The sequence below is a fragment of the Kurthia sp. Dielmo genome, assembly GCF_000307285.2.
GTDB classification, from domain to species: Bacteria; Bacillota; Bacilli; order Bacillales_A; family Planococcaceae; genus Kurthia; species Kurthia populi.
In genome coordinates this window covers 33,078-53,300 of sequence record NZ_HE578968.1, presented here as the reverse complement: position 1 = coordinate 53,300, position 20,223 = coordinate 33,078, and the positions used below count along the sequence as shown (strand labels likewise).

Genomic DNA, 20,223 nt, shown 5'->3' with positions numbered 1-20,223 from the left:
GTACTTTTTTTATGCTTTAAAATGGCATATGAAGTGAATTTTCATGCTAAGTTACTTACAATAGAAGTAAGAGAGTAGGTGCAGAATATGAAAAAAACGACTTTTGTAAAATTAGTTGCTGCAACGACTGTAGCTACGATTACTTTATTAACAAAACCTAAAAAAGCAAAATAGTATTTATTGATTGAAAGAGGTAAGAGTTCAATGGGAAAAACAGTGTTTATTACATTTGAAGGTCCAGAAGGTGCAGGTAAGACAACTGTGTTAAAAAAAATTGAGGAACGTCTAGCTGAGCGTGGTGTAGATGTTGTTGCAACACGTGAACCAGGTGGTAGTGTGATTGCCGAAAAAATTCGTCATATTATTTTAGATAAAAATCATACTGAAATGGATCCTCGTACAGAAGCTTTATTATATGCGGCTGCACGTAGTCAACATTTTGCAGAAACTGTAGAACCAGCACTAAAAGAGGGTAAAGTAGTATTATGTGACCGCTTTATTGACTCTTCATTAACGTACCAAGGTGTTGGTCGTAATTTAGGAATCGATGCAGTGAAAGCGATTAATGAATTTGCAATTGGCGACAGAATGCCGGATGTGACGGTGTTATTTGATTTAGAACCAGAAGTAGGTTTAGCACGTATCAATGCGAATGCGGGTCGTGAAGTGAATCGTTTGGATAAAGAAGATTTAGCTTTTCACCAATCTGTACATGAGGCGTATTTACATTTAGCAGAACGTTTCCCAGAGCGCATTCAAGTAATTGATGCGAGCAAATCTTTAGAAGAAGTAGTAGAATCAGCATGGCAATGTATTGCACCCCTTGTTTAGCCATGATGAAAAATTTGACTTTATGATATAATAGTTGAAAAGAATCAGGAGTGAATGCCGATGAAATTAGTAGTTGCAGTAGTACAAGATCAGGATAGTAACCGTCTTTCAAATGCTTTAACGAAAAATAATTTTCGAGCAACGAAATTAGCCAGTACAGGTGGTTTCTTAAAATCAGGAAATACCACTTTCTTAATTGGTACGGAGGATTCACTCGTTCCTAAAGCGCTAGATGTCATTCGTGACAACTGCCGTTCACGTGAACAAATGGTAGCGCCAATTTCACCTATGGGAGGCAATGCGGACTCATATATTCCTTATCCTGTAGAAGTAGAAGTAGGCGGCGCAACGGTATTTGTATTACCAATTGAACAATTCCATCATTTCTAGAGTGGAGGCGACCGTATAAATGAAAATTAACCAAGACATACACGTTGGGAGAAACCAGGCACAGACTCGACAAGTGCAGCAACAGGCGACGAATAATTTTGGTAGTCTTGTTGTAAAACAGGGCCAAAAAATGCAGACGGAACAGCTAACACGTTTGTTAGGTGATATTTCGACTGCGGGTGAACGTATTACGAAGTCGCGTAATTTACGTGATCTTGCAAAATTTAAAATGTTGATTAAACGCTTTTTGAAAGAGTCTGTATCGTTTGGTATGGAGTTGAAACAGTCTCATACGTGGAATCGTTTTGGTGAGGGCCGTCGTTTAAAGATTGTTGATACAATTGATGAAAAGCTAATTGAATTAACGGAAGATATTTTGAATGAGGAAAAGGACTCTGTAGATCTTCTAGCGAAAATCGGAGAGATTAAAGGGTTACTCATTAATCTGTACACATAACGGAGCTGTGGCATTAGGGAAAACATCTGATGATGAACATTCATGCTTAGGCATGAAGCGCATCGGTTGTACTTGTGTCACAGCTTCATTTTTTAAAGGTGATGGAAATGGAAAAAACAACAGAACAACTGAAACAATTGCAACCGGTCGTTATGAAGCAGTTACAAATCATTGAACGTAAAAATCGAATCGGTCAAGCCTACATATTTGAAGGTAAAAAAGGGACGGCAACGGAAGAAGTCGCACATTTTTTTGTGAAGTTATTATTATGTGAGCAACCAATCGATGGCGAGCCATGTAATACATGTCGTAGCTGTCAGCGCCTAGAAACGGGGAACCATATTAATTTTCATCAAGTGTATCCAGATGGGCAATTTATTAAAGTAGCGGCAATCGAGGAGCTACTGATAGAAATGAGTAAGCGTGGTATGGAAGCAGGACGCAAGGTATATATTGTACATGATGCGGAACGCTTAAATGCAAAATCTGCGAATAAATTGCTAAAATTCTTAGAAGAACCGATTGGTGAAGTAACGGCAATTTTCACAACACAAAATATTAATGCGATTTTGCCGACGATTCGGTCACGCTGTCAGCATATTGCGTTTCAACCAATTCCAAAGCATTTATTATTAGATGAACTGCGTAATCAAGGCATTAGTGCATCTCTTGCGGCGACGGTTAGTATGGTAACGAGCGACGTAGATGAAGCAATTGCTTTAACAAAAGATGACGAGTTTGCACAGGCGAGAAAAACAGTGTTAAAATTAATAGAAGCGACGCTATCGAAAAATGTGCATGAGGCATTATTAATTGTGCATGAGGATTGGTTGCCAACTTTTAAAGAAAGAGACCAAATGGAGTTAGCATTGGATTTACTGCTATATGCGTATCGCGATATTGTAGCAGTAAAGGCAAATCCAACAGCAGCGTTAACGTATCCTGACATGAAGGACTTCTTTGTGACCACAGGATTACGTTTAACATACGAGCAACTTTCAAAAATGTTGCAAGCAGTATTACATGCACGAAAAACATTGCATAGTAATATGAATCGTACATTGCTGATGGAACAATTAATGCTAAACCTGCAGGAGGGAAAGTCCTTTGTATAAAGTAGTAGGAGTCCGTTTTAAGAAAGCGGGTAAAATATATTATTTTGATCCTAATGAAAATACACTTGAAAATGGCGAATATGTCATTGTCGAAACCGCACGTGGGATTGAATATGGTAAAGTAGTTGTTCCGCCAAAAGAAGTGGAAGATGATGATGTCATCTTGCCATTAAAGCAAGTTGTTCGCCAAGCAAATGAGCACGATAGTATTCAAGTATCTGAAAATCTTGAAGACTCGAAGCGTGCATTTGAGCTTGCTACTGAAAAAATTTCAACGCATAAGCTAGAAATGAAATTAGTAGATGTCGAATATACCTTTGATCGCAATAAAATTATCTTTTATTTTACCGCAGAAGGTCGTGTTGACTTCCGTGAGCTAGTAAAGGATTTAGCTTCTGTATTCCGTACACGAATTGAATTACGTCAAATTGGCGTACGTGATGAAGCAAAAATGTTAGGTGGCATTGGCCCATGTGGTCGTATGTTATGTTGTTCAACGTTTTTAGGTGATTTTGAGCCCGTGTCAATTAAAATGGCGAAGGACCAAAATCTATCGTTAAATCCATCAAAAATTTCAGGGTTATGCGGTCGCTTAATGTGCTGCTTAAAATATGAAAATGATGAATATGAAGACGCTCGTTCAAAAATGCCAGATATCGGTCGTACAATTTCAACGCCTGACGGTAAAGGGAAGGTCGTTGGTTTGAATATTTTAGAACGTTTATTGCAAGTAGAACTGTTTGAAGAGAATCGTGTGTTAGAATATACATTAGATGAAATTGTAGAATTTGAAAAAAGTTCAGTACAATAGGGGAATATGAGGTGGCTTGCGTGAAGGACCATAATTTCTTAGACACTGTTATGGAATTCGAACAACAGCTTGAGTCGATGCAAACTCAATTTGAGGCATTAAAAAAGTTTGTAGCTTTAATGATGGAGGAACATCAGACACTACAAATGGAAAATCATCATTTGCGTACGCGTTTGGAAGAAGTACTATCACAACAACCAGAGCAGTTGCCTGAGATTGCGGTAGAAAAACGTGATGTGCTAGATGTTGGTGAAGGATACGATAATTTAGCACGTCTTTACCACGAGGGCTACCATGTATGTAATGTACATTTTGGCTCATCGCGTAAAGGTGAAGATTGCTTGTTCTGTCTTTCATTTTTAAATAAACAAAATGACTAAAAAGGGGCTTCTTCTATAAGCCTCTTTTAGTTTGTTGGAGGGTAAGTTCATGGAACAATGGTTAAAGGATGATGAACGATTGGACTATTTGCTAGCGGAGGAGCTACGCATTATACAAAGTCCATCGGTATTTTCATTTTCTCTTGATGCCGTATTATTGTCTCGCTTCGTAAATGTTCCACATCATAAAGGACAAATTGTTGATTTATGTGCAGGGAATGGAGCGATTCCGTTATTTTTAAGCGCGCGTACAAAAGCGCATATTACAGCGGTAGAATTGCAGGATCGTCTTGTTGATATGGCGAGCCGTAGCGTAAAATACAATGAGCTTGAAGAACAAATTACAATCATGCAAGGAGATGTGCGTACGGTTTCGACAGATTTAGGTATTGAAAAATACGATGTCGTGACATGCAATCCTCCTTATTTCTTGGCACATGAGGCGAGCGATAAAAACTTGAAAGAGCATGTGAAAATCGCGCGTCATGAAATTTATTTGAAGCTTGATGAAATGATTTATACGTCAGGACGCTTATTAAAGCAAGGTGGGAAAGCGGCGTATGTACATCGCCCAGAGCGTCTGCTCGACATCGTCATGGCAATGCGTGCAAATCGTATTGAACCAAAACGAATTCAGCTTGTGTACCCAAAAATGGGGAAAGAGGCAAATACGTTGTTGATTGAAGGTATTAAGGACGGGAAGCCAGGCTTAAAAGTTTTGCCACCACTTTATGTGTACGGAGATGACAATGAATATACAGACGAAGTGCGTGGGATGCTTTATGGCGACGCCGAATAAAGAAGTCATGTATGTCGTTAGTTGTAGCGACGGGACTTTATATACTGGGTATACGAATAACCTAGAGAAGCGACTTGCGACACATAACGCCGGGAAGGGTGCCAAGTATACGCGCGCACGTCTACCGGTAAGCTGTATTTATTATGAGCAGTTTGAAACGAAGCATGAGGCGATGAGCGCTGAATATCATTTCAAGCGCTTGACGCGTCAACAAAAGTTAAATTATATAGAAGAAAGAGGTCGTACGGATGATTCAATCACAAATGAGCGCTGAGCACGAACGCGGTGCTTTGTATTTAGTCCCGACGCCGATTGGCAATTTAGAAGATATGACAATGCGCGCCTTGCGTATTTTAAAGGAAGCGGATGTGATTGCGGCAGAAGATACGCGCAACACAAAACGCTTATGTAACTATTTTGAAATTGAAACGCCACTAACAAGCTATCATGACTTCAATCAGGAGCAGGGCGGCGAGAAGTTGCTGCATATGCTACGTGAGGGAAAAACAGTGGCACTTGTAAGTGATGCGGGAATGCCTTGTATTTCAGACCCAGGGAAAGATATTTCAATGAAGGCGATGGCAGAAGGTTTTGCTGTTGTGCCATTACCAGGTGCCAATGCGGCATTAACAGCATTAATCGGCTCTGGGTTACCCGCACAGCCATTTTTATTTTATGGTTTTTTAAGTCGTCAAAAGAAAGAGCGTAAGGAATCGCTTGAAGGCTTAGCAAAACGTCATGAAACGATTATCTTTTATGAGGCACCGCATCGTATGAAGGATACATTAAAAGATATGCATGCCATCTTAGGTGACCGTAAAATCGTTTTAGCGCGGGAATTAACGAAGAAATTTGAAGAGTTTTTACGTGGTACGATTGAAGAGGCACTTGAATGGGCAAACAGCAGCGAAATTCGAGGGGAATTTGTTGTCATTGTTGAAGGTGCAGATGAAAGTGTCATTGAAGAAGAGGTAACATGGTGGTCAGCGCTTAGTGTTGTGGAACATATTGAGAAACTTATTGAAAATGGCCAAAGCTCGAAAGAAGCCATCAAGGAAGTGTCTAAAGAACGTAAATTACCAAAACGTGACGTCTACCAAGCATATCACGTAGAAGACTAAAAAAGAGCCGCAATCATTAGTTGATTGTGGCTCTTTTTTTATAACTAAAGCGGTATAAAACCTGAAAAGTCTATTCCTATATATTATAGAAGAAACTCCAAATAAAAACGTAGCCCCGATGAATCGGCGAAAATTCATCGGGGCCTCTATTTATATAATTTTCACATACAAAAACAAGGGTTTAACTATTTTAAGGGATTGGAAAATGGGATGTTACACTACTAAATTATTTGTTTAATTTAGATTGGATTTCTTTTACTAAGATTTGTGCGCCTTCTGGGCTTAAGATTAAGTTACCACCAGCAAGACGGAAGTTATCGTCTGATACTTCACCTGTTACAGCACAAGTCATGTTAGGCATATATTTTTTTAAGATGATTTTATCATCATCCACATAAATTTCTAAAGCGTCTTTCTCTGCAATGCTTAATGTGCGGCGTAATTCGATAGGAATAACCACGCGACCTAATTCGTCAACTTTACGTACAATACCTGTAGATTTCATGATGAATCTCCTCCTAATAATTGTTTGATCTATTTTTTTGTTTCGTCAAAATTCGACATCATTTCTTTGTCTGGAACTAATCATACCAACTAATACCATAATCGTCAATTATTTTTTCTCCTAGTTTCGAAACTTTTTTTCAAATATATGGTTTATATGGAGGTAGGATTGCGTAAAAAAATGATTTAATTAGCCAAAAACTGCTTTTTTCGATGATTTTCACGCTTATAATAGTGTTTTTAATTCGAGATATTAATTCGACAAATTTCTACACAAAATCGACAAAATAAACTATCGTTGCTTCAATTTGTCTACTTAGATAGAATAGTAGGTATACTGTATAACACTGGAGGAAGCTTTCGTGAACAAAGAAAAAGAAACATTTTATATCACAACACCGATTTATTATCCAAGCGGCAAGTTCCATATTGGCACGGCCTACACAACAGTAGCTGCTGATACGATGGCACGCTACAAACGCTTACGAGGATTTGACGTACGATTCCAAACAGGGATGGATGAACACGGTCAAAAAATTCAAGAGAAATCAGAAGAAGCAGGCAAGGCTCCTAAAGTCTATGTCGATGAAATTGCAGATGCTGCGAAAAAATTATGGGCTCAAATGGATATTTCATATGATGACTTTATCCAAACAACAGAAGAACGTCACACAACAGCTGTACAAAAAATCTTCAAACGCTTCCTAGACAATGGTGATATTTACAAAGGTGAATATGAAGGCTGGTACTGTACACCATGTGAGTCATTCTTTACAGAAACACAATTAGTAGATGGCAATTGTCCTGACTGCGGTCGTCCTGTGCATAAAGTAAAAGAAGAGTCTTACTTCTTTAATATGAAGAAATACGCGGATCGTTTACTTCAATATTATGATGAAAACCCAGGTTTCATCGAGCCAGAGTCTCGTAAAAATGAAATGGTGAATAACTTCATTAAACCAGGTCTTGAAGATTTATCTGTATCTCGTACATCATTTGATTGGGGTATCCGTGTCCCTGGCGACGAGAAGCATGTTATTTACGTATGGGTAGATGCTTTAACAAACTATTTAACAACATTAGGCTATGATACAGACAATGATGCAGACTTCAAAAAATACTGGCCTGCAAATGTTCATGTAGTAGGGAAGGATATCGTACGTTTCCATACAATCTATTGGCCAATCTTCTTAATGGCATTAGATTTACCATTACCGAAGAAAGTATTCGCACATGGCTTTATTATGATGAAAGACGGCAAAATGTCGAAATCAAAAGGCAATGTTGTGTATCCAGAAATGTTAATCGAGCGCTACGGCCTTGATGCAACACGTTACTTCCTATTACGTGAGCTACCATTCGGTTCAGATGGTGTATTCTCACCAGAATCATTCGTTGAACGTACAAACTTTGACCTTGCCAATGACCTTGGTAACTTATTAAACCGTACTGTTTCAATGATGAATAAATACTTTGGTGGTGTCATTCCAACTGAAGGTTTAGAGCCTACAGATTTTGATGCAGCGCTTGAAGCAACTGCAAAAGAATCATTAACAAAATTCGAAAACAATATGGAAAAAATGCAATTTAGCGTTGCGTTAGCTGATATTTGGACATTAGTGTCTCGTACAAACAAATATATCGATGAAACTGAACCATGGGTACTAGCGAAAGACGAAGCATTAAAACCGAAGTTAGGTACAGTTATGTATAACTTAGCTGAAAATCTTCGCCGTGTAGCGGTCATGATTCAACCATTTATGACAAAATCGCCAAAAGAGATTTTACGTCAATTAGGGCTATCAGAAGAGTTATTAGCATGGGATACATTAACGGCTACAAACGTGATTCCAGCTGGTACAACGGTTATTTCAAAAGGTGAACCTATTTTCCCTCGTTTAGACAATGAAGTAGAAGTAGCGTATATCCGTGAGCAAATGCGTGGTTCTGTAAAAACAGTTCAGGAAGAGCCTAAAAAAGAAGAAGCGGCAGCGGAAGATATCGAACACGAAGAAGAAATTACAATTGATGATTTCATGAAAGTAGAGCTTCGTGTCGGTACAGTATTAGCGGCTGAAAAAATGAAAAAAGCAGACAAGTTATTAAAAATTCAAGTGGATCTTGGCTATGAACAACGCCAAGTTGTATCAGGTATTGCTGCTTACTACACACCAGAAGAATTAGTCGGTCAAAAAGTAATCGTTGTGGCGAACTTAAAACCAGTAAAACTTCGCGGCGAACTATCTCAAGGGATGATTTTAGCTGGCGGTGTAGGGGATACATTAAAACTTGCACAAGTAGATCCAACGTTAGAAAACGGCGCTCGCGTACGTTAATTATTGGATGATTTTAATGAAAGGATCGTGCTGTTAGCGCGGTCCTTTTCTATTATACTTACCAAAAAATAGCAAAAATATGTTTAGAATTAATAATTATATAGTGTGAATAAGTTACTTTATATGTCAAATTACACTTTCTTTTTACGTAAAAAGGTGACGATTTTTTAGCTATTTATAATATTTGTAATATAAATGTAATATAGAAGTTATTTATGAAATGGTTTTAATGAGTACAATAAATCTCAGAAAAGGAGCATGTCATATGTTTATCGATACGCATGTCCATTTAAACAACGAGCAATACAACGAAGATTTAGATCAGGTGATTGAGCGCGCCTTTGAAAACAACGTCAAAGAGATGGTTGTGATTGGTTTTGACCGACCAACGATTGAGCGAGCGCTTGAACTTGCTGAGCAATACGATTTTATTTACGCAGCGATCGGCTGGCATCCAGTTGATGCAATCGATTGTACAGACGAAGATCTAGCATGGATTGAAAAATTAGCAACTGAACATAACAAAGTCGTCGCCATTGGAGAAACAGGATTGGATTATCATTGGGATAAGTCACCCAAAGATGTGCAAGAAGAAATCTTCCGCAAGCAAATTCAGCTTGCGAAACGCGTAAAACTCCCAATTATTATTCATAATCGCGAGGCAACTGGTGATTGTGTACGCATGTTAATGGAAGAACATGCGGAAGAGGTGGGAGGCGTCATGCACTCCTTCAGCGCAAGCGTCGAAATCGCAGAAGTGATTATCGAAAAGTTAAATTTCTACGTCGGATTAGGTGGCCCTGTAACATTCAAAAATGCAAAAACACCTAAAAAAGTCGCCGCAGAAATACCGCTTGAACGAATTATTTTAGAAACGGACGCACCTTTCCTTGCGCCACATCCAAATCGGGGTAAAAGGAACGAGCCGTCATACATCCCTCTAATCGCCGCAGAAATCGCGCAACTACGCGGAATAGCGGTCGAAGAGGTAGAGCGTGTGACGACCGAAAATGCACATCGTTTCTATAACATAAAATGAAACTTTGGAACTAATTCCTCCAAACTCACGAAAACGTTGGTACAATAAGGTTTTCCTTTTTATGTAAAATTCATCTGCTGTTGACAGGGACTAAAGACACTCTATATAATCCAACGAGTGAATAAGGAGGTATTTTTCATGTCAAACAATTCCATGAAAAAACTGTTCCCGGAATCATTAAAAAACTCTAAAACCGTAATGCTGTTAACAGCACTTACACTTATGATTGCGTTTGTAGTAGCTACAGTATTTAGTACTGCAACTAATGAACAGGCAACAAAAGAAGTTAAAACAACAGAACAACAAGATAAAGCAGCAACAGATTACGCGAATCGCTTCGCTGGTGAAAAAATTTCAACTGTCGCAAATAAAACAGTGAAAACAACAGCATATTTAAATGCTCGTGCTGGTGCAGGTGTAAGCTACCGCATTAAGTACAAAATTCCAAAAGGTAAAAAAGTTACATACGTTGGTGGCCGTAAAGGAAACTGGGTAAAAGTTTCTTACAAAGGCAAAAAAGGTTATGTAAACTCTAAATACTTATCAGGTATTACAAAAACGGGTTCTAGCGCTCGTACATTTACCGTGTCATCAACAGCATACACTGCATACTGTGCAGGTTGTTCGGGACGCACAGCAACAGGTATCAACTTACGTGCGAATCCAAACAAAAAAGTAATCGCAGTTGACCCTCGTGTCATCCCATTAGGCTCTAAAGTATACGTTGAAGGTTACGGCTTAGCTGTAGCAGGCGATACAGGTGGCGCAATTAAAGGGAATAAAATCGACGTATTCATGTCATCAAAATCAAAAGCTTTAAACTGGGGTCGTCGTTCAGTAACGGTAACCGTTTATAAATAATCGTAGGCAGCTTCATAAAAGTGAGGCTGCTTTTTTTATGCCAAAAACGCGACACTTTTTATTTTGCGTCGAACATATTATAATAAGCATATTGTTTATTTTTAGAACGTAGTAATTAACGAAAAGAGGATTCACACAAGTGGACATAAAAGAAATTATTGTTGTTGAGGGTAAGGATGATACGACAGCGATTAAGCGTTCGGTAAATGCCGATACGATTGAAACGAATGGTTCAGCGATTTCTGCAGAGTGCTTACAACGCATTCAGCATGCACAAGATGTGAGAGGGGTCATCGTCTTTACGGACCCTGATTATCCTGGCCGCCGCATTCGTGCAATTATTGAGGAGCATGTGAAGGGAATCAAGCATGCGTTTTTACCGAAGAAGAAAACCATTGCTAAAAATGGCAAGAGCTTAGGTATTGAACATGCGAAGTCAGAAGATATTCGCTATGCCCTTGAAAATGTCTATACCGTACAAGAGGATGCTCCGGCGTGTACGATTACGCGAGAAGATATATTAATGGCTCATCTAATTGGTCACCCGTCTGCAAAAAAACGTCGTGATCGTCTAGGGGAAATTTTAAATATTGGTTCTACAAACGGCAAGCAGCTCGTAAAACGTTTGGAAATGTTCCAAATTACCGAGCAACAATTTGGCGCAGCAATTGCGCAAGTTAATCAGGAGGAAGAGAATGCATAAAGATATCGCAACACCGATTCGTACGCAGGAAATTTTAAAGAAATATGGTTTCTCATTTAAAAAGAGCTTAGGTCAAAACTTTTTAATCGACCCAAATATTTTACGTAATATTGTAGGCCACGCAGATTTAACAAAGGATAGTGCAGCAATCGAAGTAGGGCCTGGGATTGGCGCTTTAACAGAGCATTTAGCACGCGAAGCAGGCAAGGTCATGTCATTTGAGATTGACCAACGTCTATTACCAGTATTAGAAGATACATTAAGTCCGTATGATAACGTTAAAATCGTTCATTCAGACGTTTTAAAGGCGGATGTGAAGGGTTTAATCGACTCAGAGCTTGCGGGCTTTAAAGACATCATGGTGGTCGCAAACTTACCGTATTACGTGACGACACCGATTTTAATGAAATTATTAACAGAAAATCTGCCGTTACGTGGCTTTGTGGTGATGATGCAAAAAGAAGTAGCAGATCGTATTTCAGCGAAACCAGGAACGAAAGCATATGGTTCACTATCAATTGCGGTTCAATATTACTGTACAGCGGAAGTGGCAATGATTGTGCCAAAAACGGTATTTATGCCACAACCAAATGTTGATTCAGCTGTTTTAAAATTAATCCGTCATGAAGAGCCACCAGTTACTGTAATCGATGAGGAGTTCTTCTTTAGCGTAACGCGTGCAGCCTTTGCACAACGTCGTAAAACGTTACTAAACAATCTTCAATCACAGCTACCAAATGGTAAAGCGAAGAAAGAAGATATTTTACGTGCGCTTAAGCAAGCTGGCGTAGAGCCATCACGCCGCGGTGAAACATTATCAATCGCAGAATTTGGCGCATTAGCGGATGCATTGCACCCATATTTTAACTAATAGCGTCTATGAAAAAAAATCATAGAAAAAATGCTATAAAATAATTGACATAGAAAATGTAGATTGATAAAATATAAATTTGTGCTTGACTTTTAAAGGGTACCTTGTTATACTAGGTTATAGTGAGGTGTAAGCATAATGCCAAAAACATTAGCCGACATTAAAAAGTCGTTAGACAGTCATTTAGGCCAACGCATGCAATTGAAAGCAAATGGTGGCCGTAAGAAAACAATCGAGCGAGCAGGTGTACTTCGCGAAACATATCGTGCAGTATTCGTTGTAGACCTTGATCAAGATGAAAACGCATTTGAACGCGTTTCTTACAGTTACACAGATATCTTAACAGAAGCAGTAGAGATTACATTCGAAGGCGAGTCGAAACTGGCTATCGCCGAATAGTAAGCATTTATATTTTTTCGGGCACTTATAAAACATTCCTTCTTGTTTGAAGGGCCGTTTTATAAGTGTTTTATTTTCGGAGCCACGCAGAATTTTTGGCGTGGCTTTTTTCATGTCTGAAACCGTCATGTGAAAGTCTTGATGTGTTAAAATAATACACAGTAACAAAGGGCGATGATGGCCAGATAGGAAAGTGAGGTAAGCATATGCTTTACGTAAAAGCACCTGCGAAAATAAATTTAACATTGGATGTATTACATAAACGTCCAGATGGGTACCATGAAGTAGAGATGATTATGACGACGGTTGATTTAGCAGACCGTGTTGGTTTGGAGTTACGTCAAGATGGCGAAATCTTCATTCATTCAAGTAATAACTTTGTTCCAGATGACCAACGTAATTTGGCGTATCAAGCAGCGAAGCTATTGAAGGATCGCTTCAATGTAAATTCAGGCGTTTCAATTTCAATCGATAAGCAAATTCCAGTAGCAGCTGGACTTGCAGGTGGTAGTAGTGATGCAGCAGCAACTTTAAAAGGTTTAAATGAATTATGGAGCCTTGGGTTATCACTTGATGAGCTAGCTGAATTAGGTGCAGAGATTGGCTCAGATGTATCATTTTGTGTATATGGCGGTACCGCAATTGCGCGCGGACGCGGCGAAAAGATCGAACATATCGCAGCACCACCAAGCAGTTGGGTTATTTTAGCGAAGCCAACAATTGGTGTATCGACTGCGGCAGTTTATGGTGGCTTGAATCTAGATGATGTGAAGCACCCGGATACAGCTCGTATGGTCGAAGCAATTAAGACGAATGATTACGCTAAGATGTGTGGTACACTAGGCAATGTATTAGAGAGCGTTACGCTTGATATGCACCCTGAAGTATCTAGCATTAAAGAACAAATGAAACGCTTTGGTGCGGACGGTGTGCTTATGAGCGGTAGCGGCCCGACAGTGTTTGCGCTCGTGCAGACAGAGGCGCGTACAACTCGTATTGTAAATGGACTCAAAGGTTTTTGTGATGAAGTATATGCAGTGCGCCTACTCGGCGACCGATAGTGCTTGCATAAACACGTATAATTATGGTATTTTTTGTATAAAACATTCGTATTTAGGAGAGGGTTTCATGAAATGGAAGCGTAGTGAGCGTCTTGTAGACATGACGCATTATTTATTGGAGCATCCACAACAATTAATCCCCCTTACATTTTTCGCTGAATCATATCAGTCGGCAAAGTCCTCCATTAGCGAAGACTTATCGATTGTGAAAGATACATTTGAAGAAAGAGGGATTGGCCATTTAATTACAGTCCCAGGTGCGGCTGGTGGTGTAAAATACATCCCTAAAGTTCCTGAAGAATCAGCTAAGAAAGTTATTACAGAGCTAATTAAAGAATTAAGTCATTCCGATCGCCTGCTGCCTGGTGGCTATTTATTTATGACCGACTTACTTGGTAACCCCGAGTTAATCAACAAAGTTGGTAAAGTATTTGCCTCAGCATTTTGTGATCAAGAAATAGATGTTATTATGACCGTAGCAACGAAAGGGATTTCAATTGCACATGCGATTGCACGTCATTTGAATGTTCCGGTTGTGGTTGTACGTCGCGATAATAAAGTGACAGAAGGCTCTACTGTAAGTATTAATTATGTATCAGGCTCTTCACGTCGTATTCAAACGATGGTGCTATCAAAACGTAGTATGAAGAGTGGTCAGCGCGTGCTTATCACCGACGACTTTATGAAGGTTGGCGGTACGATGAACGGGATGAAGAATTTATTAGAAGAGTTCGACTGTACACTAGCGGGCATTGCTGTGCTAGTTGAGGCTGAACATCCCGATGAACGCTTAGTCGATGATTATTATTCATTAGTGAAATTAAGAGAAGTCAATGAGAAGGATCGTACGATTGAGTTAACGGAGGGTAATTATTTTTCGAAGGGTGGAAACTAAGTAATGAAAGTAGTAGCAACAAATAATGCACCTGCGGCAATCGGTCCGTACGTGCAAGGTGTTATTGTGAACAACATGTTCTATAGCTCAGGTCAAATCCCATTAACTGCGGATGGTAGCCTTGTAGAAGGAACAATTACGGAACAAACAAACCAAGTTTTCGAAAATTTAAAAGCGGTATTAGCTGAAGCGGGTTCTTCATTAGACAAAGTCGTGAAAACGATGGTATTCATTTCAGATATGAATGAATTCGGTGAGTTAAACGAAGAATACGCACGTCATTTCGGCGACCACAAACCAGCACGTAGCTGTGTGGAAGTAGCGCGTTTACCTAAAGATGTTAAAGTAGAAATCGAAGTTATCGCACTCGTATAATTTCAATAGAGAGGAGAGAATCTGCATAAGCAGGTTCTCTTTTTTTCTTTTTAAAGTAAGTTTTTTGAAATTTCCAAAAAATATTTTTATGAAAAGAAGGAAAAAATGTTTTTTTGCCGAATATAACAGTAGGAAAGAGTTAATTTTTGCATCTAAGATGAGAGGTGGTGAAAAGAATGGAAGTAACTGATGTACGATTACGCCGTGTTCAAACGGATGGTCGCATGCGTGCGATCGCTTCCATCACACTAGACAACGAGTTTGTTGTGCATGATATTCGCGTGATTGACGGGAATACGGGACTGTTTGTCGCTATGCCGAGCAAACGTACGCCCGATGGTGAGTTCCGAGATATTGCACATCCGATTAACTCAGATATGCGTACAAAGATTCAACAATCTGTCTTAATCGCGTATGAAAATGCGGAAGAAACGAATGAGGAAGAGAGCATTGTTGAACAAGTATAAAATAAAAGGTCATAAAAAAAGAGGTCTCCTTTTGGCGGGAGGCCTCTTTTTTTATTTCGCAAATTGTAACATGCGCTCTAATGCGTGAATTGATTGCGCTGTTGTGTCGGCGTCAACGGTGATGACATTGCCGCGACCGCCTTCTACAATCGTCTCAAGCGCCCATAATAGATGTGGCAAATCAATTCGATTCATTGTTAAACAAGGGCACATATTCGTATTGAGAGAAATGATGTGTTTATCAGGGTGCTTCGTAATCAGGCGCTTCACGAGATTCATCTCGGTGCCAATCGCCCAGCGAGAACCTGTAGGAGCGCTTTCAATCGTGTCGATAATATACTTTGTCGACCCGTTATCATCGGCCGCCTGTATGACGTCATGACTACATTCAGGATGGACGATAACGCGCATGTCCGGGTCATTTTTACGAATGTCGTCAATATGCCATTTATTAAAACCTTCATGGACCGAACAATGGCCTTTCCATAAAATCACTTGTACGTCTTCAAGCTCACCATCATATTCGAGCTTTTCACGAATCGGGTCCCAGACAGCCATATGTTCAAGTGGCACACCGAGCGCAAATGCGGTATTACGTCCAAGATGCTGGTCTGGTAAAAATAATAGGCGAGACTTTTGCTGAAAGGCCCATTCGACCATCGTTTTTGCATTTGATGACGTGACACATGCCCCGCCGTGACGACCGACAAAAGCTTTGATGCTCGCAGTCGAATTGACGTATGTCAGCGGCACAATCGTATCGCCGAATAACTGCTGAAGTTGTTGCCAAGCGCTTTCTGTTTGCTCGATATTTGCCATATCGGCCATCGAGCAACCAGCACGCATGTCTGGTAGGTAAACTGTTTGGTCATCTTTTGTTAGCATATCGGCAGTCTCGGCCATAAAATGCACGCCGCAAAAAACGATATGTTTCGCGCGCGTGTTGCTCGCGCAAATTTGTGCGAGCTGCAGAGAATCACCTGCCGCGTCGGCAAATTGGATGACTTCATCGCGCTGATAGTGATGACCTGGGATGAAAAGCTCCTCACCAAGCTGTTGTTTAATCGCTCGAACGCGCGCCTCCATTTCCGTTGTAGACATCGTTTTATAACGTTCAGGTAATTTTGATAATTGATCGAATAATGTTGGATTCATCATGCGTTTAACGCTCCTTTCAGTTCAACAAGTGCAGAAATATCGAAAGCTTTCACCGAATGTGTCAGGAAGCCAAGTGAAATATAGTGAACGCCACTTTGTGCGTAGCTAGCAATCGTGTCGAGTGTAATACCGCCTGATGCCTCGGTGACAATCGTCTCTGGTACGAGCTGTTGCCACTCACGAATCGTTTCAGGTGTTTGATTATCAAACATAATAATGTCCGCGTGCGCCTCGATCGCTTCTTGAAGTTGCGCGCGCGTTTCGATTTCGACCTCGATTTTGACGGTGTGCCCAATCGCTTGGCGTGCGCGCGTCACTGCTTCAGTAATCGAACCGCAAAACGCGATATGGTTGTCCTTTAACATAATGCAGTCATATAAGCCGCTGCGATGATTGTAGCCACCGCCGATACGTACGGCATACTTTTCGAGCATTCGTAGCCCCGGTGTCGTTTTACGCGTATCGCAAATTTTTGTCGTTGTGCCGGCTGTTTGCGAAGTGGCAGCGTGTGTCATCGTAGCAATTGCACAAAGGCGCTGTACGAGATTTAGTACGACACGTTCGCCTGACAATAAGAGTTGAATCGGCCCTGCAATCGTTGCAAGTTTGTCGCCGTATGCAATGCGCGCACCTTCTGCTACGTGCATTGTGACGCGAATAGATGGATGCAATAGCGCAAAGCCCGTTTCGATAATAGGCGTGCCGCAAAAAATACCGTCTTCTTTTGCATAAAAAGAAAATTGTCCGGCTTCATCTGCTGGGAAAATCGTCGTACTCGATAAATCATTGTCGCCAATATCTTCAATAAAAAATTCTTTCAGCATGTGCTGTAGTTTGAATAAATTCATGCCATGTCCTCCTAATGATGGTGTGCTGTTGTTGTATCAATAAGCGGTTTGATAGCGCGTCATTTTGTTGAGGGTAATCTTCGCGTATATGCGCCCCGCGTGTTTCTTGGCGTGCAAGTGCTCCGCTGACAATCAATCGTGCAGTCACATGTGCAAGTGCGAGCTCGGCCTGGTCCGGCGCAATCTGGTGGATAATCGGGAGCTTATTTTTAAGCTGTTGTAACGTAAGTCCGCTTCGCATAATACCGGCGTGCTGCATCATAAGTTGTTGAAGTTGTTCAAGCGGCAATAGCGCCGTATTTGGTGCGACAGGTGCATGCCGCAAGTGCCAATTTGTTTGTGCTGGCGCTTGTGCTAAATGCTCTGCAAGGCGCATACCAAACGCCAGTCCTTCTAATAATGAATTGCTCGCGAGGCGATTCGCCCCGTGGACGCCACTACATGCCGCTTCGCCGACCGCATATAAGCCTCGCAGTGACGTTTGCCCAACATCATCGGTTAAAATGCCGCCCATTAAAAAGTGGCTACCCGGTGCAATCGGAATACGCTGCGTGGATAGTGGAACGTCTGCGTGCTGACAAATGGCACTAACAGTCGGAAAATGTTGTTCAAAATTTGCAATCGCTGAAATGTCTAAATAGACGTCATGACCGGCTGCACGACGCTCATAGACGGCGCGTGCTGTGATGTGACGAGGTGCAAGGTCTTGTCCATTCATAAAGTAATCGCCGGTATCGTCTACAAAACGTGCACCGGCCCCGCGCACCGCTTCAGATACAAGTCCAAAGCAACGTTCATCTTTATACAATAAGCTTGGGTGAAATTGCATAAATTCCATATCGGCAACAGCTGCCCCGGCGAGTGCGGCCATTGCGATACCATCACCGAAACTTTTAGGTTGATTAGATGTGTACGTGTAGAGCGCGCCAGCCCCGCCCGTTGCGATAATCGTCTGCGCTGCAAAATAACATTGCGTTGTTGTCCGAACACCGATAATGTCACCTGCTGTATTGTGCAATAGCGCATAGGCAAGTTCATGTGTATGGATGTGTACATTGCTAGGAAGCTGGTTGATTAAATGCTCGGTTAAATGTCGCCCGGTCGCATCACCGCCAGCATGAACGATGCGGTGATGACTATGTGCGCCCTCTAAACCAACGTGCGCATCGATAGCAAAGCCTTGCGTGATGAGCGCATCAAGCGCCGTCTTGCCATCCGTAACAAGGTTGTTAACATGTGGCTCGTAATTATGCGCGACACCAGCAGCAAGTGTGTCTGCGATATGGCTCGCAAATGAATCCTTTGGCTGTGTGACAGACGCAATGCCACCTTGCGCAATATATGAGCTACTCGTGCGCAAATCACCTTTCGTAATAACTAAGACGTGCTTGTGTTTTGGTAGCAGGCGTGCCGTTTGAAGTGCCGCAATGCCGCTACCGAGGATGATAATGTCTACATGCATGTGTACATACCTTCTTTTACAGTTGTCTTGTCACATATATTTACATAAAATATTCAATAAGACAAGAGCTAGAAAAGGGGATTGCGATGGTTTATTTAGATTATGCGGCCACATCACCGATGAGTGAGGCGGCGCTTGAAACGTATGAAAAAATTGCACGACAATATTATGGTAATGCATCTAGCTTGCATGAGGATGGCTGGATGGCAAAGCAAGTACTCGACAATGCACGGGCGATGATTGCGCGTATTGCAGGCGTTGAGGCACGAGGAATTTATTTTACCGGCAGTGGCACCGAGGCTAATTTAATTGGCATTATGTCGCTCGCACTCGCATCAAAGAAGCGGCACATTATTACGTCAATGGCCGAGCATACGTCGGTACATGCGGCGATGAATGCGCTTGAACGCATGGGCTATCGTGTGACGCGTTTGCCGCTACAGCAAAATGGCTTAATCGACTGTGATGAGGTGGAGCGCATGATTGATAACGATACGTGCATGCTTGCGCTACAGCATATTAATCCGGAAATCGGTAGTATTCAGCCAATTGCGCAACTTGCAGAAATCGCACGGCGCCATGATGTATTACTACATGTAGATTGTGTACAGTCTTTTGCGAAAGTGCCACTCGATTTTGTTCGGCATATTGATTCTTTTTCGTGTTCGGCTCATAAAATAGGCGGGCCTAAAAGCTGTGGAGCGGTTTATATTAAGCCGGGAAGCAGGATAGTCCCTCTTTTCCCAGGATTAACACATGAGAAGGGCTTACGAGGTGGCACAGTGGATGTGGCTGCAAATGGCGCGTTTGCAGTTGCAGCTGAGGCATGTAGTAATCAAACAAACCATCGGCATTTTACAACGCTTCGAAACGTGTTAAAGAAGCGTTTAGCGGGTAATAAATACACGTTACTAGAAGCGTCTGTTCAGTATCCTGGTATTTGTGGCTTACTCGTGCATGGCTATGAGGGGCAGTATGTCATGTTACGGCTAAGCGAACGAGGGGTGATGGTCTCGACTGGAAGTGCTTGTGATAGTTCGCATGAAGCGGGAACAAAAGCCATTATGGCAATGGGCGCGTCAATTGATGAGGCGCGCCAATTTTTCCGTATTTCATTTGGTACTCGGACAACGATAAAGGAAATTGAAATTCTTTGTGAAATTTTAAATGATTTTTAAGACGTAAATTGTAGTGACAAGTTGTCAAATCATTCCTTGAAAGATTGATTTCACAAGAGTTTCGAGAGATTTTTGCTTATATAAAAAAACAAAAGGCTTTAATTTTAAGTTGTATGACATCTTTTTGTCAAGTCTTAAAGCCTTGAAAAGTAACGAAATTTG

Annotated in this window: 24 protein-coding genes; 20 read left to right on the top strand and 4 right to left on the bottom strand. The window is 41.0% G+C overall.

Features of this window, described 5'->3' with window-relative positions:
* Positions 1–204: 204 nt before the first annotated feature.
* The 9 genes from tmk (at position 205) to rsmI (ending at position 5,904) form a co-directional block, all read left to right on the top strand.
* Entirely contained in the window at positions 205–831 is a 627-nt protein-coding gene (gene tmk / locus KTHG_RS20420; protein ID WP_139996251.1) for a dTMP kinase, read from the top strand.
* A gap of 60 nt (positions 832–891) precedes the next feature.
* Complete coding sequence (locus tag KTHG_RS20415) at positions 892–1,221, top strand: cyclic-di-AMP receptor (RefSeq protein ID WP_029501099.1); 330 nt, start codon at positions 892–894, stop codon at positions 1,219–1,221.
* A 19-nt stretch (positions 1,222–1,240) separates the two neighbouring features.
* Complete coding sequence (locus KTHG_RS20410; RefSeq protein WP_126988924.1) at positions 1,241–1,678, top strand: YaaR family protein; 438 nt, start codon at positions 1,241–1,243, stop codon at positions 1,676–1,678.
* 107 nt (positions 1,679–1,785) lie between these two features.
* The gene (gene holB, locus KTHG_RS20405; RefSeq protein WP_126988925.1) at positions 1,786–2,793 is read left to right on the top strand and encodes a DNA polymerase III subunit delta'; all 1,008 of its coding nucleotides are present in this window, start codon (positions 1,786–1,788) and stop codon (positions 2,791–2,793) included.
* Positions 2,786–3,604, top strand: coding sequence for a PSP1 domain-containing protein (locus tag KTHG_RS20400; RefSeq protein ID WP_139996249.1), 819 nt, complete (start codon positions 2,786–2,788; stop codon positions 3,602–3,604). The genes holB and KTHG_RS20400 overlap by 8 nt, the downstream gene beginning before the upstream one ends.
* Positions 3,605–3,624: 20 nt before the next feature.
* On the top strand, positions 3,625–3,984 hold the full coding sequence (gene yabA, locus KTHG_RS20395; RefSeq protein ID WP_126988927.1) for a DNA replication initiation control protein YabA: 360 nt from the start codon (positions 3,625–3,627) through the stop codon (positions 3,982–3,984).
* Positions 3,985–4,033: 49 nt separating this feature from the next.
* Positions 4,034–4,783, top strand: coding sequence for a tRNA1(Val) (adenine(37)-N6)-methyltransferase (locus tag KTHG_RS20390; RefSeq protein WP_126988928.1), 750 nt, complete (start codon positions 4,034–4,036; stop codon positions 4,781–4,783).
* Complete coding sequence (locus tag KTHG_RS20385) at positions 4,767–5,057, top strand: GIY-YIG nuclease family protein (RefSeq protein ID WP_139996247.1); 291 nt, start codon at positions 4,767–4,769, stop codon at positions 5,055–5,057. The genes KTHG_RS20390 and KTHG_RS20385 overlap by 17 nt, the downstream gene beginning before the upstream one ends.
* Entirely contained in the window at positions 5,035–5,904 is an 870-nt protein-coding gene (gene rsmI / locus KTHG_RS20380) for a 16S rRNA (cytidine(1402)-2'-O)-methyltransferase (protein WP_126988967.1), read from the top strand. The genes KTHG_RS20385 and rsmI overlap by 23 nt, the downstream gene beginning before the upstream one ends.
* Positions 5,905–6,130: 226 nt before the next feature.
* On the opposite strand, the gene KTHG_RS20375 is transcribed toward rsmI, so the two are convergent.
* On the bottom strand, positions 6,131–6,409 hold the full coding sequence (locus KTHG_RS20375; protein ID WP_126988930.1) for a transition state genes transcriptional regulator AbrB: 279 nt from the start codon (positions 6,407–6,409) through the stop codon (positions 6,131–6,133).
* A gap of 361 nt (positions 6,410–6,770) precedes the next feature.
* Between KTHG_RS20375 and metG the strand changes: the two genes are divergently transcribed.
* The 10 genes from metG to spoVG all read left to right on the top strand — a co-directional run bounded on the left by metG (position 6,771) and on the right by spoVG (position 15,415).
* A complete protein-coding gene (metG, locus tag KTHG_RS20370; protein WP_139996245.1) occupies positions 6,771–8,744 on the top strand; it encodes a methionine--tRNA ligase in 1,974 nt (657 codons plus the stop codon).
* 265 nt (positions 8,745–9,009) lie between these two features.
* Positions 9,010–9,783 carry a TatD family hydrolase gene (locus KTHG_RS20365; protein WP_126988932.1) on the top strand — a complete coding sequence of 258 codons (774 nt, stop codon included), beginning with the start codon at positions 9,010–9,012 and terminating at the stop codon, positions 9,781–9,783.
* Positions 9,784–9,921: 138 nt separating this feature from the next.
* Positions 9,922–10,644, top strand: a complete 723-nt coding sequence (locus KTHG_RS20360) for a 3D domain-containing protein (protein ID WP_126988933.1) — start codon at positions 9,922–9,924, stop codon at positions 10,642–10,644.
* Positions 10,645–10,783: 139 nt separating this feature from the next.
* Positions 10,784–11,347, top strand: a complete 564-nt coding sequence (gene rnmV, locus KTHG_RS20355; protein WP_139996243.1) for a ribonuclease M5 — start codon at positions 10,784–10,786, stop codon at positions 11,345–11,347.
* A complete protein-coding gene (rsmA, locus tag KTHG_RS20350; protein ID WP_139996241.1) occupies positions 11,340–12,218 on the top strand; it encodes a 16S rRNA (adenine(1518)-N(6)/adenine(1519)-N(6))-dimethyltransferase RsmA in 879 nt (292 codons plus the stop codon). The genes rnmV and rsmA overlap by 8 nt, the downstream gene beginning before the upstream one ends.
* A 138-nt stretch (positions 12,219–12,356) precedes the next feature.
* Entirely contained in the window at positions 12,357–12,617 is a 261-nt protein-coding gene (gene veg / locus KTHG_RS20345; RefSeq protein ID WP_029501085.1) for a biofilm formation stimulator Veg, read from the top strand.
* Positions 12,618–12,823: 206 nt separating this feature from the next.
* Positions 12,824–13,678 carry a 4-(cytidine 5'-diphospho)-2-C-methyl-D-erythritol kinase gene (gene ispE, locus KTHG_RS20340; protein ID WP_139996239.1) on the top strand — a complete coding sequence of 285 codons (855 nt, stop codon included), beginning with the start codon at positions 12,824–12,826 and terminating at the stop codon, positions 13,676–13,678.
* 67 nt (positions 13,679–13,745) lie between these two features.
* Positions 13,746–14,573 carry a pur operon repressor gene (gene purR, locus KTHG_RS20335; RefSeq protein WP_126988937.1) on the top strand — a complete coding sequence of 276 codons (828 nt, stop codon included), beginning with the start codon at positions 13,746–13,748 and terminating at the stop codon, positions 14,571–14,573.
* Between the two features lie 3 nt (positions 14,574–14,576).
* Complete coding sequence (locus tag KTHG_RS20330; protein ID WP_126988938.1) at positions 14,577–14,948, top strand: RidA family protein; 372 nt, start codon at positions 14,577–14,579, stop codon at positions 14,946–14,948.
* A gap of 176 nt (positions 14,949–15,124) precedes the next feature.
* Entirely contained in the window at positions 15,125–15,415 is a 291-nt protein-coding gene (spoVG, locus tag KTHG_RS20325) for a septation regulator SpoVG (protein WP_126988939.1), read from the top strand.
* 51 nt (positions 15,416–15,466) lie between these two features.
* Here the strand turns inward: spoVG and nadA are convergent, their stop codons facing one another.
* From nadA to nadB, 3 genes are read right to left on the bottom strand one after another with little or no spacing between them, the layout of a single operon-like run.
* Positions 15,467–16,570: a quinolinate synthase NadA gene (gene nadA / locus KTHG_RS20320; protein WP_370362830.1), complete on the bottom strand. Its 1,104-nt coding sequence runs from the start codon at positions 16,568–16,570 to the stop codon at positions 15,467–15,469.
* Complete coding sequence (nadC, locus tag KTHG_RS20315) at positions 16,570–17,421, bottom strand: carboxylating nicotinate-nucleotide diphosphorylase (protein ID WP_139996235.1); 852 nt, start codon at positions 17,419–17,421, stop codon at positions 16,570–16,572. Before nadC ends, nadA begins: the two co-directional genes overlap by 1 nt.
* Positions 17,375–18,883 carry an L-aspartate oxidase gene (nadB, locus tag KTHG_RS20310; protein WP_139996233.1) on the bottom strand — a complete coding sequence of 503 codons (1,509 nt, stop codon included), beginning with the start codon at positions 18,881–18,883 and terminating at the stop codon, positions 17,375–17,377. Before nadB ends, nadC begins: the two co-directional genes overlap by 47 nt.
* Before the next feature lie 86 nt (positions 18,884–18,969).
* Here nadB and KTHG_RS20305 point away from each other — a divergent pair, with 86 nt between their 5' ends.
* Positions 18,970–20,061, top strand: a complete 1,092-nt coding sequence (locus KTHG_RS20305; RefSeq protein WP_139996231.1) for an IscS subfamily cysteine desulfurase — start codon at positions 18,970–18,972, stop codon at positions 20,059–20,061.
* Positions 20,062–20,223: the final 162 nt, after the last annotated feature.